This window comes from Fictibacillus sp. UD, from assembly GCF_043558025.1.
Classification (GTDB): Bacteria; Bacillota; Bacilli; order Bacillales; family Fictibacillaceae; genus Fictibacillus.
This window is the reverse complement of sequence record NZ_JARUHH010000015.1, coordinates 36,793-53,537: the sequence shown is the minus strand read 5'-3', so window position 1 is coordinate 53,537 and position 16,745 is coordinate 36,793. Positions and strand designations below refer to the sequence as shown.

The 16,745-nt window shown below is 40.9% G+C and carries 14 protein-coding genes; 7 read left to right on the top strand and 7 right to left on the bottom strand.

Annotated elements, in window-relative coordinates:
* Positions 1–163 precede the first annotated feature (163 nt).
* Together P8610_RS17075 and P8610_RS17070 are read left to right on the top strand one after the other, a co-directional pair.
* Positions 164–2,563 (top strand): S8 family serine peptidase, encoded by a 2,400-nt coding sequence (locus P8610_RS17075; protein ID WP_394605489.1) that lies wholly within the window; start codon positions 164–166, stop codon positions 2,561–2,563.
* Between the two features lie 247 nt (positions 2,564–2,810).
* Positions 2,811–3,434, top strand: coding sequence for an NAD(P)-dependent oxidoreductase (locus P8610_RS17070; RefSeq protein WP_394605486.1), 624 nt, complete (start codon positions 2,811–2,813; stop codon positions 3,432–3,434).
* Here P8610_RS17070 and P8610_RS17065 read toward each other — a convergent pair.
* The 3 genes from P8610_RS17065 to P8610_RS17055 all read right to left on the bottom strand — a co-directional run bounded on the left by P8610_RS17065 (position 3,431) and on the right by P8610_RS17055 (position 6,474).
* A complete protein-coding gene (locus tag P8610_RS17065; protein WP_394605484.1) occupies positions 3,431–3,733 on the bottom strand; it encodes a hypothetical protein in 303 nt (100 codons plus the stop codon). The genes P8610_RS17070 and P8610_RS17065 overlap by 4 nt on opposite strands.
* 66 nt (positions 3,734–3,799) lie before the next feature.
* Positions 3,800–4,333, bottom strand: a complete 534-nt coding sequence (locus P8610_RS17060) for a DUF420 domain-containing protein (RefSeq protein ID WP_066244499.1) — start codon at positions 4,331–4,333, stop codon at positions 3,800–3,802.
* A gap of 437 nt (positions 4,334–4,770) precedes the next feature.
* On the bottom strand, positions 4,771–6,474 hold the full coding sequence (locus tag P8610_RS17055; RefSeq protein WP_394605481.1) for a M3 family oligoendopeptidase: 1,704 nt from the start codon (positions 6,472–6,474) through the stop codon (positions 4,771–4,773).
* Between the two features lie 130 nt (positions 6,475–6,604).
* On the opposite strand from P8610_RS17055, the gene P8610_RS17050 reads away from it, so the two are divergent.
* The 4 genes from P8610_RS17050 (at position 6,605) to P8610_RS17035 (ending at position 11,598) form a co-directional block, all read left to right on the top strand.
* Positions 6,605–7,852 (top strand): PucR family transcriptional regulator, encoded by a 1,248-nt coding sequence (locus tag P8610_RS17050; RefSeq protein ID WP_394605478.1) that lies wholly within the window; start codon positions 6,605–6,607, stop codon positions 7,850–7,852.
* A 125-nt stretch (positions 7,853–7,977) separates the two neighbouring features.
* On the top strand, positions 7,978–9,108 hold the full coding sequence (gene ald / locus P8610_RS17045) for an alanine dehydrogenase (protein ID WP_394605475.1): 1,131 nt from the start codon (positions 7,978–7,980) through the stop codon (positions 9,106–9,108).
* Between the two features lie 377 nt (positions 9,109–9,485).
* A complete protein-coding gene (locus P8610_RS17040) occupies positions 9,486–10,847 on the top strand; it encodes an alkaline phosphatase (protein WP_394605474.1) in 1,362 nt (453 codons plus the stop codon).
* A gap of 79 nt (positions 10,848–10,926) precedes the next feature.
* The gene (locus tag P8610_RS17035) at positions 10,927–11,598 is read left to right on the top strand and encodes a DUF4352 domain-containing protein (protein WP_394605472.1); all 672 of its coding nucleotides are present in this window, start codon (positions 10,927–10,929) and stop codon (positions 11,596–11,598) included.
* 149 nt (positions 11,599–11,747) lie between these two features.
* Here P8610_RS17035 and opuFB read toward each other — a convergent pair whose 3' ends face one another.
* Together opuFB and P8610_RS17025 are read right to left on the bottom strand one after the other, a co-directional pair.
* The gene (opuFB, locus tag P8610_RS17030) at positions 11,748–13,262 is read right to left on the bottom strand and encodes an osmoprotectant update ABC transporter permease/substrate-binding subunit OpuFB (protein WP_394605470.1); all 1,515 of its coding nucleotides are present in this window, start codon (positions 13,260–13,262) and stop codon (positions 11,748–11,750) included.
* Entirely contained in the window at positions 13,255–14,226 is a 972-nt protein-coding gene (locus P8610_RS17025) for an ABC transporter ATP-binding protein (RefSeq protein ID WP_394605468.1), read from the bottom strand. Before P8610_RS17025 ends, opuFB begins: the two co-directional genes overlap by 8 nt.
* 448 nt (positions 14,227–14,674) lie before the next feature.
* Between P8610_RS17025 and P8610_RS17020 the strand changes: the two genes are divergently transcribed.
* On the top strand, positions 14,675–15,373 hold the full coding sequence (locus P8610_RS17020) for a queuosine precursor transporter (protein ID WP_394605467.1): 699 nt from the start codon (positions 14,675–14,677) through the stop codon (positions 15,371–15,373).
* A gap of 128 nt (positions 15,374–15,501) precedes the next feature.
* On the opposite strand, the gene P8610_RS17015 is transcribed toward P8610_RS17020, so the two are convergent.
* Positions 15,502–16,089 carry a sugar O-acetyltransferase gene (locus tag P8610_RS17015; protein ID WP_394605465.1) on the bottom strand — a complete coding sequence of 196 codons (588 nt, stop codon included), beginning with the start codon at positions 16,087–16,089 and terminating at the stop codon, positions 15,502–15,504.
* 83 nt (positions 16,090–16,172) lie between these two features.
* Complete coding sequence (locus P8610_RS17010) at positions 16,173–16,673, bottom strand: hypothetical protein (protein ID WP_394605464.1); 501 nt, start codon at positions 16,671–16,673, stop codon at positions 16,173–16,175.
* Positions 16,674–16,745: the final 72 nt, after the last annotated feature.

The window sequence follows — 16,745 nt, the reverse complement described above, 5'->3', positions numbered from 1 at the left end:
AATCATCAACCTCATGTTTTGCTCAAAGTATTTTTAGGGACTAAATACACGCAACACTTTTCCAGTATAAGGACCAAATATCTGTTTTTACCATTTTATCAAGGTATTTCAAAATGTTAGCAGAAGATTACCTTTACATTAAAATTAAGGGGTGTACGCTTGAATGAAACACTTTTTGCGCAAGACTTCTAGTTTAACTTTAGCTTGTACGTTTATTTTCTCTGCTTTTTCTGGTGCGTCTGCTGCTCCATCTTCTAAGGATGCACAGCCAGAACTTGCACCGCTTTACGGGAAGTATAATTTAAACTCTTCCCATGTTACAAAAGTAATTGTTGAATTAAAAGAACCTTCTGTACTAGAAGCAAAAAAGAAAGGTCAAAAACAAACAAAATCAAACCTGAAATCAAAACGCGACGCTGTGGTAAAAGAGATCTCCACTCGCGCAAAATCATATAAAATCAACAACGAATACGACCATGTCTTTTCAGGTTTTTCATTAGAAATTCCAGCAAATGAAATCCCTGACTTGTTAGCGGTATCAGGCATTAAAGCCGTTTACCCCGATGTTGAATACCACACAACAGGAGAAGATGTGAGTGACGCATCATTTGATGAAGTAACCCCTCAAATGATGAACTCAGCTCCTTTTATTGGTGCAAACAAAGCGTGGGAATCAGGCTACACAGGTGAAGGTGTAACGGTCGCTGTTATTGATACTGGTGTCGACTACACACATCCTGACCTAGACCAGGCGTTCGGTGACTATAAAGGATATGACTTTGTAGACAAAGACAACGATCCTCAAGAAACACCTAAAGGCGACCCAAGAGGTGCTGAAACAACGCACGGCACGCACGTAGCGGGTACAGTTGCGGCGGATGGCGGAATTAAGGGTGTAGCACCTGATGCAACGCTTTTAGCGTATCGAGTGTTAGGGCCTGGAGGAAGCGGGACGACTGAAAACGTTATTGCCGGAGTCGAAAAAGCGGTTGAAGACGGCGCTGACGTTATGAATCTATCACTCGGAAACTCGTTAAACAATCCGGACTGGGCTACAAGCATCGCACTTGATCAAGCCATGTCTGACGGCGTTGTAGCAGTAACCTCCAACGGAAACAGCGGACCAAACAACTGGACAGTCGGTTCACCTGGAACATCTAGAGAAGCGATTTCTGTCGGGGCTACGCAGCTTCCGTTTAACGTTTTTACAGCTACAACTACCTCATCTGATGGTACTTCTTATGCTTCGTCCGCTGTTCAAGGGTTTCCTTCAGATGAAGCATTGCTTGCTTTAAATGGAAAAGACTTCGAATTAATAGATGTAGGATTTGGAGCTCCCGCTGATTTTGCAGGAAAAGATTTAGAAGGTAAAATCGCACTGATCAGCCGCGGTGCAGGAATTCCATTTGTAGATAAAGCGACAGAAGCTAAAAAAGCAGGTGCAGTTGGTGCGGTTCTATATAATAATGCTGCAGGAAGCATGCCTCTGATTCCTGGCATGGCTGTTCCGACAATTATGTTAAGTCAAGCTGACGGACAAGCGCTTCTTGCAAAGTCAGATGACGTAACCGTACGCTTTGGTATTCAATCTGCTGGTGCTGTCGGCGAATTAATGGCAGACTTCTCATCTCGCGGACCTGTTATGGATACATGGATGATTAAGCCTGATGTATCAGCACCTGGGGTAAACATCGTAAGTACAGTTCCGACTCATGATCCAGCGAATCCGCATGGTTACGGAGCAAAGCAAGGGACAAGCATGGCGTCCCCTCACGTGGCAGGTGCGGCAGCCCTCTTACTCGAAGCACATCCAGACTGGGGTGTTGACGATGTGAAAGCTGCGCTCATGAATACAGCCGAAGACCTCTATAACGCAAAAGGAGAGCTCTACCCGCATAATACGCAAGGAGCGGGAAGCATCCGTGTGGTTGAAGCCATTGAAACAGAAACACTTGTAACACCTGGCAGCCATTCTTTTGGTGTATTCTCGAAAACAAAAGGCAAGGAAGTACGTGGTGAACATTTTACAATTAAAAACTTAAGCCCAACAGCGAAACAATACACGTTTGACGTTGATTTAGAAGGCGTAAAAGTAACCACAAGCAAAAACGTAAAAATTAACGGAAAAAGCGCTAAAGACGTTAGATTCAATGTTCAAGTAGATGCATCAAAACTAGCTCCTGGCTATCATGAAGGTACGATCCGCATCAGTGACGGAAGCAAGCTTGTAGAGGTTCCAACCATTTTATTCGTTCAAGAGCCTGACTTCCCGTCAATCACGCATTTTAGCGCGACTGACTTAGGAAACAACAACTTCTCGTTCGCTGCTTACTTGCCTGCTTCTGCAGAAAAAGTAGAGCTTGTCCTATATGACGCCGAGTTTAAAAAATCATTTGGTGTAATCGGTACTTACGAGAATCTTCCTAAAGAGTACAACTACTTTGACTGGGACGGTAAGATTTCAGGACAAAACGCAGCACCTGGAGAGTACCGTGTCGTTGCCTTCTCTTACAGAGGAGCAAAGGAAGATTATAGATTTACAGATATCATCACCATTCGTTAACTTATAGAAATGCCCTTGTCAGCTTTGTTGGCAAGGGTGTTTTTTTATTTGCTGTTTTCTTATGCTTTGTAGCTATTGGTAGTGGTTGATTTCCGCTCGCAAAGCGGCAAGGGGCTTACTGGTCGCCCCGCGGAAAGCGAGCACCTGGAAAGGAAATCAACCACTTTCTCGATCTTCAAAGTCTGCTAAAACAGCTTTTATAAAGAAATGTTATGATAAACAAAAGAAACCGAACGGAGGAAAAGCGATGAAATTATGTATCTTAGGAGCCACAGGGAGAGTCGGAAGTAAAGTGGCGGAGCTGGCAGCTGCAGATCAGTTGGAAATCCATGCATTAGTGCGGAATCCTGCTAAACTGCCTGACAATTTGTTAGAAAAAATTCACGTCGTAGAAGGAAATGCTTTAATTCAGGAGCATATCGAAAAAGCAATGAATGGCTGTGACATCGTAATCAGCACCCTATCAACTGATGGAGAAAGCGTGCTGTCAGAAAGCATGCCTCTCATTATTGAAGCTATGAAAAAGCAAGGAATTAACCATATCATCACGATCGGAACAGCCGGCATTTTGCAAAGCCGAACAGAACCTCACTTGCTTCGATATCAGTCTTCTGAATCAAAACGCAAACTAACACGAGCGGCTGAAGACCATCACAAGGCGTTTCGTCTGTTACAAGAATCCGGACTCCACTGGACGATTGTCTGTCCAACATATCTCCCTGATGGTGAAGCAACTGGAACATACCGAGTGGAAAAAGACTTTTTGCCTCCAGACTGCAGCCAAATCAGTACAGGTGATACCGCTCATTTTACGTACTCTCTTATAAAGAAGCCAAAATTCTTTAAGTCACGTGTTGGCATCGCATACTAAGTTGTCGGCGGCATGTCTGAAAAAATATATACACCAAGCGCAATAAAGCTTATGCCAATAACGAATAAGAAAACTTTGATGAGCCATTTAGGAAAAAATCGGACGAACCTATCGATAACAACAACGAAAATGAACTCGACTAATGCTCCAAAGAACGTATCTGAAACACCACCGCCACTATAGCTCGTACCAAAACGCTTCGTATGTTCATAATCTTCTTTGTTATAGCGGATGCCATAAACGATTAAAGCGATGCCAAATCCGCACAGAACAACCGGTATGATCCAAAATAAACTCATTTTTTTGTTTCCTCTCCATACAGAAAAGACTTTTGCTGTTTTCTCTCAGCAAAAGTCCCCTGTTTGTTATGAATAATATGGCGCAATCATCAAATATACAAGCACGCCTGTTAAGCTTACATACAACCATAACGGCATCGTCCAGCGTGCAATTTTGCGATGCTTGTCCACTTGCATATTGAGTCCTCGTGTAACAGTTATTAACGCGAGCGGCACAATCACAATCGCAAGCAGGATATGTGTAATCAAAATAAAGAAGTAGATGTACTTAAGCGGTCCCTCGCCGCCATAAGACGTTGACTCTGTTAAGTAATGATACGTCACATATGACAGCAAAAAGAATGTTGTACTCGTAAATGCAGCAAAAATAAAGCGTTTATGAAGGGTTATGTTTTTTTGTTTTACAAAATAAAGAGCAGCAAGTAAAAATACGAATGTAAAGCTGTTAAAGATCGCGTTCAATCGCGGCAGCAAGGTTACATCAAAAGCAATTTCTCCCTCATATTCAGGCAAGAAGAACAATACGGCCACAAGCACGTTGATCGCAATGGATAGTCCGATAATTAGCGGTGTATAGTTACGCTGTTTCGTTTCAGCCATTTTTGTATTACTCCTTTTCAACTAAAAGTCTTAAAAACTTCTACGATTTCTTTATCATTTTACCACTCAAGACCCTATTCACAAACTTATGTGCAGCTGAAAACAGCATTCCCTTTACAAGTGTCAATAATTCTTCAAAGTTTGGTCAATAAAACGTCTGCTTTATAGCCGGAATCAGTACCCCAAGGGGTAATACAGCGTTAGTTCCGATTTCAATCCACAAATTTCAAGCTGCAATCCACAAAATCTGGCTGTTAATCCACGAGTTTTGGGCATGAATCCAAAAGTTTTTAGAGTTTATCCACGAGATGTCATTTATCGACAATATTTGCACACAATATACCTCTGCTCCGGCCACAACCAAGCTCACATCCCACTCTAATAAGAAAAAACCGGCACACGGCCGGTTTTCTCCTCATCCAATATGAATTCTATACTCAAGCCTTCGCAAACTGATCTTCATCAACTGTCGCAAGGAACTTCTCTACTTCACCGACAACGGACGCTACACAGCCTTTTTCAAAAGGCGAAATCAGCCCCGCTTCTTCAACCAGCTTTGTAAAAGGCAGACTTCCTCCTTTTTGGCAAAGCGCAAAATAATCTTCCCATGCGCTCTCACGGTTTTCGACAGACCGCTTCCAGAACTGAAGGGCACAAATTTGAGCGAGCGTGTAATCGATATAATAGAACGGAGAACGGAAAATGTGGCCTTGTCTATGCCAGAAACCACCGTTCTCTAGATACTCTAATCCATCATAATCGCGATGTGGCAAGTACACCTTCTCAAGCTCTCTCCACTTCGTACGCCGTTCAGAAGGTGAAGCATCCGGGTTGTCATATACAAAATGCTGAAACTCATCGACTGCAACACCATAAGGAATAAACTCAACCGCACCCGTTAAGTGGGAATATAAGTATTTCTCAGTGTCTGGTCCGAACAGCTTTTCCATCCACGGATACGTCAAAAACTCCATGCTCATCGAGTGGATCTCACATGCCTCAAGTGTTGGGAACTGATATTCAGGAACTTCAAACCCGCGGCTCGTATACATCTGGAACGCATGGCCGATCTCATGCAGCAATACGCGCACATCGTTATCCGATCCGTTAAAGTTCGTAAAGATAAACGGAGCTGTGTAGTCTTGAAGATACGTACAATAACCGCCTGGTGCTTTTCCTTTTTTGCTTTCCAAATCCATGAGCTCGTCCTCGGCCATGTAATTAAAGAACGCGCCTGTTTCTTGTGAAAGACCGCTGAATACTTGTTTCGCCTGATCAACAATCCAGCCTGCATCACCTTGTGGCTTAGGATTTCCAGTTGTAAAGCTGAACGGCTCATCGTAAAACTTGAACTCATCTAAACCGATTCGCTTTTGCTGGCTTTTCTTCAATTTTGTACAAAGCGGAACGATGATCTCTTTGACTTGATCGCGAAACACTTTTACATCTGCCGCATTATAATCCGTTCTGCCCATTCGGTCATAAGCAAGTTCAGTGAAATTATTGTAGCCTAACTTTTTTGCAATCCCTGTACGAAGTTTTACAAGGTCGTCATAGATCGAATCGAACTTCTCTTGATTTGAACTTAAGAAAGCATTCCCTGCCCTGCTTGCCGCTTTTCTCGTTTCGCGATCTGCCGATTGTGCATATGGAGAAAGCTGCGCAAGGTTTAGCTCTTTTCCGTCAAACTCAATCTTAGCTGACGCCATCACCTTTACATATTCCGAGCTTAATTTATTTTCTTGCTTCAGATCTTCTAATACATCATCTGAATACGTCTTCACTTTTAATTCCGCTAAACGGAACAGCTGGCTGCCCCACTTCTTTTCTAATTCATCTTTAAAAGGAGATTGAACAAGCGCTTCATGAAAAGACGTTACCATACCTTGATAGACAGGAAGGTTTTCATCCATAAATGCTTGTTCTTCTTTATAAAACGCATCTTCTGTATTAATCGTGTGTCGAATCTTTGCGAGCCTTGCTTTTGATTCAAAGCTATTGCGCAATGCTACAACCTTTTTCATCGCCTCATTTTGTTTCTCAGCTGACGAAGCATCTTTAAAAACCTGGACTGCTTCCTCAAACTCCATTTTTAGCTTCGCAACATCTGGTCGTTCATATGTAAATTCACTAAACTTCATAATAAAGCCCCCTATCCAATTTAAATCCTTAACCTTATTACCTTTCTACAAAGATTCGTTTTTCTCCTGTAATCACCTTCCCTTTTTCGGTAGAATATAAGCAGAGTAACTAATGGCGGGAGACAAAGTAATGAAGAACTATCAATCTGATCCTTTTAAAGGAACATTCGGCAGCCTTGAAAATTTAGCGGACAAAATTAGCGATATTTTGTCATGCCCTGTAACAATTGAAGATCAGAACCATCGTCTCCTCGCTTACAGTACACATGAAGACGGCACAGATCCAGCGCGCATCGCAACCATTATTGGGCGCCGCGTACCTGAAAAAGTGGTGAACAGCCTTTGGAAAGATGGCGTGATTCCAAGACTGCAAGAAAGTGATGACCCTGTTCGGGTTAGTTCTATTCAAAAGGTCGGACTCGGTGACCGCGTGGCCGTTTCCATTCGAAAAAACAAGGAAGTTCTCGGCTATATTTGGGTACTAGAAGTTGAAAAGCAATTAACACAAGATGATATGCAGCTATTAAAGCTAGCGGCCGCTTCAGCAAAAAGTCAGCTTCTTCAAATGCAGATCGGTACAAAAAAGAAAGAAGAAAACCGGCAAGAGCTTTTTTGGAAGATGCTTACGGGAAACCTTCCTCAAGAAGAGCGTATCCTGGAAAAGCTGCATGAACTCAACATTCTGCCTGTACTTCCTGCGACCGTTTTTATTTTGCAGCTAGAAGATGAAGTTACACCTGCTCTTGAAAAAGACATCCTTTACTTAGCCGCAGTTAACCAAAAGATCAATGTCCTATTGTCTGCCGCTGACGCCAATCAAATGCTTCTTCTCGCCTCATTCGCAGGCAAGGAACCACCGTTAGATTTGGCAAAATCATTTGTTGAGTCCTTTTTTACTCATATGAAAGAACGATTTTCAGTTTCAGAAATAAAAGCGGCATACGGCAGTCTTGTCTCTTCCTTCTCACAAGTAGAAAAAAGCTATAAAGAAGCATCCAGTGTACTAGCTGTCCAGGAAAAGCTAGGCGGTGAAACACTAAACTTAAACGGCTACCATGAACTCGGCATCTACCAGTTCTTAGATGCAATTTATGATAAACAACAAAGACAGAGCTATTATAACGAGATGATTCAATCTCTTCAGGAGTATGACCGCCTGCATAAAACAGAACTCTGTCATACACTAGAGACATATTTAACAATGGATGAAAATCTAAATAAAGCATCAGAAGTCCTTCATATCCATATGAACACGCTGCTTTACCGTTTAAAGCGTATTAGTGAGATTACAAATATAGACATGAAAAGTCCTCATCAAAAGATTATGATCTACCTTGATTTTAAAATGAACAGACTTTTTAAACAGGAGCGTTTGTGAATATTCACAAATGCTTTTTTTCATTTTCTAATTTCCTAACAATGCAAAGCTTTTACCTCCGAACTATACTGAAATCACAATTGAAAACGCACTCAACGAATTTATATATATAGGAGGATTCACAAATGATTATTGGAATTCCAGCAGAAATTAAAAATAATGAAAACCGCGTAGCAATTACGCCATCAGGTGTTATTACATTAACAGCTGCAGGCCACAGCGTTCTTGTAGAGAACAATGCAGGTGTTGGCAGCGGATTTACAAACGAAGATTATGCAGCAGCAGGCGCAGAGATTGTTGCTGAAGCAAAAGACGCATGGTCTGCAGAAATGGTTATGAAGGTTAAAGAACCGCTAGCTTCTGAATACAAGTACTTCCGTTCAGATCTTATTCTGTTTACATACCTTCACTTGGCGGCTGAGCCAGCATTGGCAAAAGCACTAACGGAGAGCGGTGTAACAGCGATCGCTTACGAAACAGTTGAATTTAACCGTACGCTTCCTCTATTAACACCAATGAGTGAAGTTGCAGGACGCATGTCCGCACAAATCGGTGCACAGTTCCTTGAGAAGCCTAAAGGCGGAAAAGGGATCCTTCTTGCAGGCGTACCAGGTGTTCGCCGCGGTAAAGTGACAATCATCGGTGGCGGTGTTGTTGGTACGAACGCAGCTAAAGTTGCAATCGGCCTTGGTGCTGACGTTACAATCATCGACCTTAGCCCAGACCGTCTTCGTCAATTGGACGATATCTTCGGAAACAGCATCCAAACGCTGATGTCTAATCCATTAAACATCGCACAAGCTGTTGCTGAATCTGACCTTGTAATCGGTGCTGTACTCATTCCAGGAGCAAAAGCACCTAAATTGGTAACAGAAGAAATGATCAAATCGATGACTCCAGGATCTGTTGTTGTTGACGTTGCGATCGACCAAGGTGGTATCTTTGAAACGGTTGACCGCATCACAACACATGACAACCCGACATACGACAAGCACGGTGTTGTTCATTATGCAGTAGCAAACATGCCTGGTGCAGTGCCTCGTACTTCTACGATCGCACTAACAAACGTAACCGTTCCTTATGCACTTCAAATCGCTAACAAAGGTGCACAAGCCGCAATCGCTCAAAACGCATCTCTTAAAGCGGGTCTTAACACAGCTGCCGGATATGTAACATACGAAGCTGTTGCGACGGATCTTGGCTACGACTACGTTTCACCAGAAGTAGCTCTTGAAAAAGTGGTTCAAACCGTATAATTGATACAAATAGAAGAGGCTGAATCGAAGTTCTGAGTTACAGCCTCTTTTTTGTGTTTTCCCTTCATACATAAACAGCGAATGTGCTTACCCGATAGACATCGCCATCAATATCCAAGGTAAACCCGATTTATATCCGCGGTAATTCATCATAATTCCGCGTATAAATGAAATATATCCGCACATAAAAATTTTTATTCGATTTTCGCAACAAATGATCAGCACACAGACTCATCTCAAAAGCCCTCTTCAAACAGCTGGACTAAACAACTCTCCCTTTTATTTACATAACCTTTACATTCTCATAACCCAACTGAAATGTTATGCGAGTATAATTTCTTCCTGTAAGACAACTACGAAAACAACAGGAGGCTATTATGGCTATTTCAAAAAAAGTTCTATCCGTTGCAATGGCATCAACACTTGCTATAAGCAGTTTAGCTATAAATCAGGCATCAGCTGATGATAAGAATAAAAATGAAATTCGAAATGTAATCTTCTTGATCGGTGATGGCATGGGGCCAACTTACACGTCTGCTTACCGTGCATATAAAGATGATAAAAAAACTCCTATGATGGAGGACACTGCGTTCGACAAGTATTTAGTAGGGATGCAGTCCACTTATTCTCACGATAAAAAAGAGAGCGTAACAGATTCTGCCGCAGCAGCCACTTCAATGTCTGCAGGGATCAAAACGTACAACGGCGCAATTGCAGTTGATATGGAAAAACAAGATGTAAAAACAGTTTTGGAGCAAGCGAAAGAAAACGGAAAATCAACTGGTTTAGTCGCTACATCTCAAATCAATCACGCTACACCTGCAGCGTTCGGTGCGCATGATGAATCTCGTGAAAATTACAACCAAATTGCAGATGACTATTACGATGATATGGTGAATGGCAAGCATAAGGTTGACGTTCTTTTAGGTGGCGGTACTAGCTACTTCGACCGTAAAGACCGTAACATTACAGAGGAATTCCAAAAAGACGGCTATTCTTATGTTACAAACCGTGACGACATGCTAAAAGATGACAACGAACAAGTTCTAGGCTTATTTGCTCCAAAAGAGTTAGACAAAAAAATTGACCGTCCAAAAGAGCAGCCATCCCTAAAAGAGATGACAAACTCTGCATTGGACCGTCTAAATAAAAATGATGATGGTTTCTTCCTTATGGTTGAAGGCAGCCAGATTGACTGGGCAGGTCATGACAACGATGTTGTTGCAGGAATGAGTGAAATGGAAGACTTTGAACAAGCTTTCCAATCTGCTATCGAATTTGCTAAAAAGGACAAGCACACACTTGTTATTACAACAGCTGACCACTCAACAGGCGGTATGACAATGGGTCGTGACGGTGAATACAAGTGGGATCCTGCTGACATTAAAGCAGCAAAGAAAACACCTGACTATATCGCAAAAGAAATCGCAAAAGGTGCACCTGTAGAAGAAACATTAAAGAAATATATCGACCTTGAATTAACACCTGAAGAAATTCAATCTGTTAAAGAGGCAAAAGAAAAAAGCGGTGATGTTTTAGAAATCGATAACGCCATCGAAAAAATCTTTGACCTTCGTACAGGAACAGGCTGGACAACAGATGGGCATACTGGTGAAGATGTAAACGTCTATGCTTATGGACCTGGAATGGAGAATTTCACTGGAAAAATCGACAACACGGATACAGCAAAAGAAATCTTCGCTATTCTAGAGAAAACCAAGTCTGCCGCAAAGAAATAATCTTCATCACAATAGGATAATCTAACAAAAAAGCATCCCGATTTTTTAGCGGGGTGCTTATCTTTTAGGAGGTACCTTTATGGCTTTCAAACGCTGGATATTGCTTGGATTAACAGCTGTCATTTTTACGGGCTGTTCAACTGATACAGAAAAACAAGAAAATAAAAATGAAACACAGCAGAATGAACCAAAACAAGAAACACCTTCAAAGAATGAGGACGAACTCTCATTTAACGACAGTTCACAGGCTTCTGACGATACAGAGCTTACAGAAATCAACAAAACGGTTGAAGACCAAGATGGAACCGTCACACTAAAAAAGTACGCAAAGCCATATGAAGAACAAAAATCAGATTTGATCTCTCTAACGATCGCTGAAGTAAAAGTACTTGATTATGCACCTTCCGTTGATCTGATTGATTTCTTTCATGGCTATACGGAAAAGGACAAGTTCCCGTATGTTCGAGTCAACGTAAGAATTAAAAATAACGGGAAAGAAAACGCTCATTTTAATCCTGTATCAGAGATCAAAACAGACCAAGGTGAAACAGTAACATGGGAGGATGACTTCTATTTAGAAAAACTGAACGGCGAGATAAAGCCTGGCGAAGAGAAAGTCGGAAGTCTCGGCTTTATCCTGGATGAAACCGATCCAGAAAAACTGAAAAACTTAACAATCACATCCAGTGAAGTCATCAATGATAAGAAAAAGAAGATAGCAGATCCACTTACGTTTAAAGTAGATTTCTAAACAAAAACCATCCATGCAGTTAACAACTGCTTTGGATGGTTTATTTTCCGGGAAATTTTTTGTCGAAATTTAGGCTGGCTACGCTGCTTTGTTGCTCAGGAAAGGAGTTATTTCCTTTCGAGCGTAATTTCTTTCCACATGAGCTTTAATTAAAGCAGCCCTTCCTTCTCTAAGAAATCTTTAGCCACTTCCACAGGTGATATACCTTCAACGTTCACCTTGTAATTCATCTCGCGCATTTCATCGTCTGTAATTTTCCCAGCGAGTTTATTTAAGACTTCCTTTAACTCTGGGTGCTTCTCTACCGTTTCTTTACGTAGCATTGGTGCACCTTGATATGGCGGGAAAAGCTTTTTATCATCCTCTAAAACGACTAGGTTATATTGGCGCAGCTCGCTGTCTGTAGAGTATGCATCCACCACATCGATTTCTCCCTTTTTCACCGCGTTATACCTTAGTTTTGGTTCCATCGTCCTGACATTTGCAAACTGAATATCATATAGCTTTTGGATTCCTTTGTAGCCATCTTCCCGATCGGAAAATTCTAGTGTGAATCCTGCATTCATACTTTGACTAACGCTTTTTAAGTCGGAAATGGTTTTCAAGTTGTATTCCTTTGCTGCTTGCTGTGGAACGGCAAGCGCATACGTATTGTTATATTTCATTGGACTTAGAAGCTGCATATCAAACTTGGCTTCCATTCCTTTTCGAGCTTGTTCATATACTTTTTCGCTATCTGTACTTGTTGCGTTTTCTTTTAAAAATTCGGCGATTGCAGTGCCTGTGAATTCTGGATAGATATCAATACTTCCTGATTTTAAAGCATTAAACACAAAGGAAGTTTTACCAAGCCCAGGCTTTAGTTCAACATTTAAATCCGTTTCTTCCTCAATTAAGAGCTTATACATATTGATCAGGATCTCCGGCTCAGATCCTAGCTTACCGCCTATAACGATATCTTCTTGTCCGCCTTTCATAGCAAAAGGAACGATAATAATCAGTATAGCCGCTGCCATAAATACGCCTACCGTTGTTAGTGCTCGCTTAAAAGATAGAAGCTCAAATCTTCTTAGCAGAAAATCAAATAAAATAGCTAGCAAGGCGGCTGGAACTGCTCCAAGCACGATTAGCATCGTGTTATTACGGTCAATACCAAGCAAGATGATATCGCCTAATCCACCTGCTCCGATTAATGCAGCAAGCGTTGCTGTACCAATAATCAGGACCATCGACGTTCGAATTCCTGCCATAATAACAGGCATAGCTAAAGGAAGCTCGACCTTCATCAGCCTCTTCCTGCTGTTCATTCCCATCGCTCGCGCCGCTTCAATTAATGAGGCATCAACTTCTTTGATCCCTGTATAGGTATTTCTTAAAATAGGCAGTAATGCGTAAACGACAAGTGCAATAATCGCAGGAACCTTACCAATCCCGAACAGTGGTATCAAGAGCCCTAGAAGAGCAAGTGAAGGTATTGTCTGCAGCACTGCAGTGACTCCAATGATCGGTTCAGCTACTTTTGGTTTTTTCGTTAAATAGATTCCAAGAGGTATCGAAATAACAACGGCAAATAGAAGAGCGATAAACGAAATTTGTATATGCTCTACTAGCGCACTTGCGAGTTCCCCTTTTCGATCTTGAAAGACTTGCATAAAACTATTCATCTCTGCTACCCCTTTCCTGCAAATGTTCTGCAAGATATTGAATAACAGCCTGTCTGTTAAGTGTTCCTATGATCGCACCATGATCTTCAACAGTCACTTCTTCTTCACGTGTTAAGATATCGAGCGCATCTTTAATACTCGTTTTTACTGAGATGCAATGTAATTGATAATCTAAACCAATTTCTTCAGCGTTCAATGGTCTTACGAGCTTTGTCAAATCCATTTTTTCAACAGAACTCACAAGATCTGTCCCTACAAAATTTCTTACAAAATCATCGACAGGGTTTTCGAGCAGCTCTTCCGGTGTACCGACTTGTACGATAGAGCCTTCATTCATCACACAGAGCCGATCTCCAAGCTTCATAGCTTCTTTCATATCATGAGTCACGAAAACAATGGTCTTTTTAATATTTCTTTGTAAGTTAAAAAGATCTTCCTGAAGCTTTTCTCTGTTTATTGGATCGAGTGCACTAAACGGCTCATCCATGAGAATAATGTTAGGATCCGCCGCTAATGCACGCACGACACCCACTCGCTGCTGCTGTCCGCCGGAAAGTTCTTTAGGTTTCCGATTTCGATATGTTTTAGGATCTAAGCCGACCATTTCTAGAAGCTCGTCCACTCTTTTACGAATTCTCTCTTTGTCCCATCCTTTTAACTCAGGAACGATACTAATGTTTTCTAAGATCGTCATATGAGGAAATAGAGCGATCTGCTGAAGAACATATCCAATGTTCCAGCGCAGCTCATCAATATTGTAATCACTGATTCTCTTATTATCGATTGTAATCGTGCCTTTAGTTAGACTAATAAGCCGATTGATCATCTTAAGCATCGTCGTTTTCCCGCATCCGCTCGGACCAATAACTACAAAAAATTCCCCTGGTTGTATCGTAAGGTTCAAATCACGAACGGCAGCCGTTCCATCTGGATATTCTTTAGAAACATTATCAAAAGTAATCATTCACCTGCTCCTTAGTGTGCTGTATCTTATACAAGCAGTATTTCCGTTTTTTCTTTAATTAAGGCTGTTTTCGCAAACTTTGTTGCTTTTGGAAGTGGTTGATTTCCGTTTCAGGTGCTCGCTTTCCGCGGGGCAGACGGTGAGCCACATTCGTAACGTTTCACTTTAAGTGTCTCACCTGCCCGCCTGTCCCGCAGGAGTCTCGCACCTTCCACTCCAATCAACTGTCATAGAAGAAAATAAGAGTGAGCTTTGATAGCAAACATCTTTTAAAAATTAATCTACACTATGTATTTCACAAAGAATGAGAAAGTAAACTATACAGAGATCATATATTTATAAGGATTATTGATTAATTACAAAAACTGACTTATAATTGGGAACTGTTGTGTTAAAAGTGTTTCGCGGTTCGAAAACTCCCGCGTTATCAAAACTAGGAGGAATTTTTATGTTTAATTTTTATTTTGGTGTAGCTTTTGCACTTGTTAATTTTATATTGTTTCTTACGTGCTATAAGTGGTTTGGAAAAGCCGGTTTATTTGCTTGGATCGCTGCAGCTTCGATTCTAGCGAACTTACAAGTCGTTAAAACGATTGAGATGTTTGGTCTCGTTATGACTCTTGGTAACGTCATATACGGCACCATCTATTTAGCGACAGACTTAATCAACGAAAAGTACGGAGAAAAAGAAGCGAAAAAAGCGGTATGGTTTGGGTTCTTCACACTTATCATGACGACAATCATCATGCAGATGGTGCTCGTATTTCAACCCCATGAAAGTGATATCTTCCAGCCGCATCTTGAAGCAATCTTTGGTTTTATGCCTCGACTAGTAATCGGCAGTCTAGCTGCATACCTAATCAGTCAATATCTTGACGTAAAACTGTTTGCAAAGTTGAAGGAAAAGTTTTCACGACCTGATCAGCTTTGGATTCGTAATAACGGAAGTACGATGGTAAGTCAGCTGATCGATACGCTCATCTTTTGTACAATTGCTTTTGCTGGCGTGTTTTCATGGGACGTTTGGATGCAAATCTTCTTCACGACATATGTGATTAAATTTGTTGTGTCGGCTGCTTCTACACCATTTATCTATATTGCAAGAGGCTTCAAACATCCAGAAGAAACTCAAAAACCAGGCGTTTAATCATGCCTGGTTTTTTTATATTTTTTACAGTATTGATTTATCCCGATTACCTACCATTGCATAATGCTAAATAAATCCTAAAAAAGTGTTGAGGTATATCATATTGTTGCTTCAACACTTTTATTTTTCTAATTGATATCACGCTTAATCACTTTGCAGGGATTTCCTGCAGCGACACAATTATCAGGAATCGATTTTGTAACAACGCTTCCCGCGCCAATCACTGTATGATTACCGATAGAAACACCTGGCAAGATTACAGAATTGCCCCCTATCCAAACATTGTTTCCAATTTTAACAGGCTTTGTATACGTCCGGTAAGGCGCTTCATTCTGTTGAGGATTCGTATTGATTCTTTCTGACACTTTTATAGGATGACTAGCGGTATAAATCTGGACATTAGGAGCGATAAGTACATTTTCGCCTATCGTAATTTTGTTATTGTCTAAGAAAACACAATTATAATTAATGAATGTATTTCGCCCTATGGAAATATTCTTTCCAAAGTCGCAAAAAAAGGGCTTTTCTATCCATACTCCTTCTCCCATGTTTCCGATTAATTTCTTTAATATCCGCTCTTTCTCTTCTGTTTCATCAACACTCGTATTGTTAAATGTTTCTATAAGCTTTTTGGCTCTGAATGCTAATTCCATCAGTTCAGGATCTCGTGTGTTATAAATATCCCCTGATAGCATTTTATCGATCTCCTTCATCATCCAATCCCTCCAAAAATCAATCTCAGCATACTCCAATCTAACTACAAAAAAGCATTGAAGTCCAAAGCTTCAATGCTTTTACCTTAATTATATTTTGCTAATACCTCATCCAGCTTTGCTGATTTTTCACTCAGCTTGCTGTTGATTTTTTCATTGACGTTTAGCCATTGATTCATCTTCTCTAAAGCAAGCTTTTCGTTATCTGCTTTCATCGCTTCATGCATGGCTTTTTTCGTTTCGTGCGCTTGCTTTTGTAATGCTCTTAAGTCTTGATGAATTTTTTTCATGTCCTGCCAATTTACTTTGTTGCCTGTTCTTTTCTCTTGCGTTCCCTTTTCTTCAGCTTTTATATGCTGTGTAAAAAGTTTATCTTTCTTCTGAAGAATTTCCTTCTGAATCTCTAATCGCTCAATTTTTAGAGCATTTGCTTTATGAACCTGCTCTTCAAAATTTTTCATATGTCTAAAATGGTGACCTTTATGCTGAGCTTCGACTTGTACCTTTTCTTGGTTTGCAGCAGAAACCGTAACAACACCACTCGTTAAAACAGAAAATGCTAGGGCCAACGGGATAAATTTTTTCATGCCTTTCACTCCTTTAGTTTTATACATGTATCTTTTGTTAAAGGAGCAAAAATCTTACGTTCATATGTATGT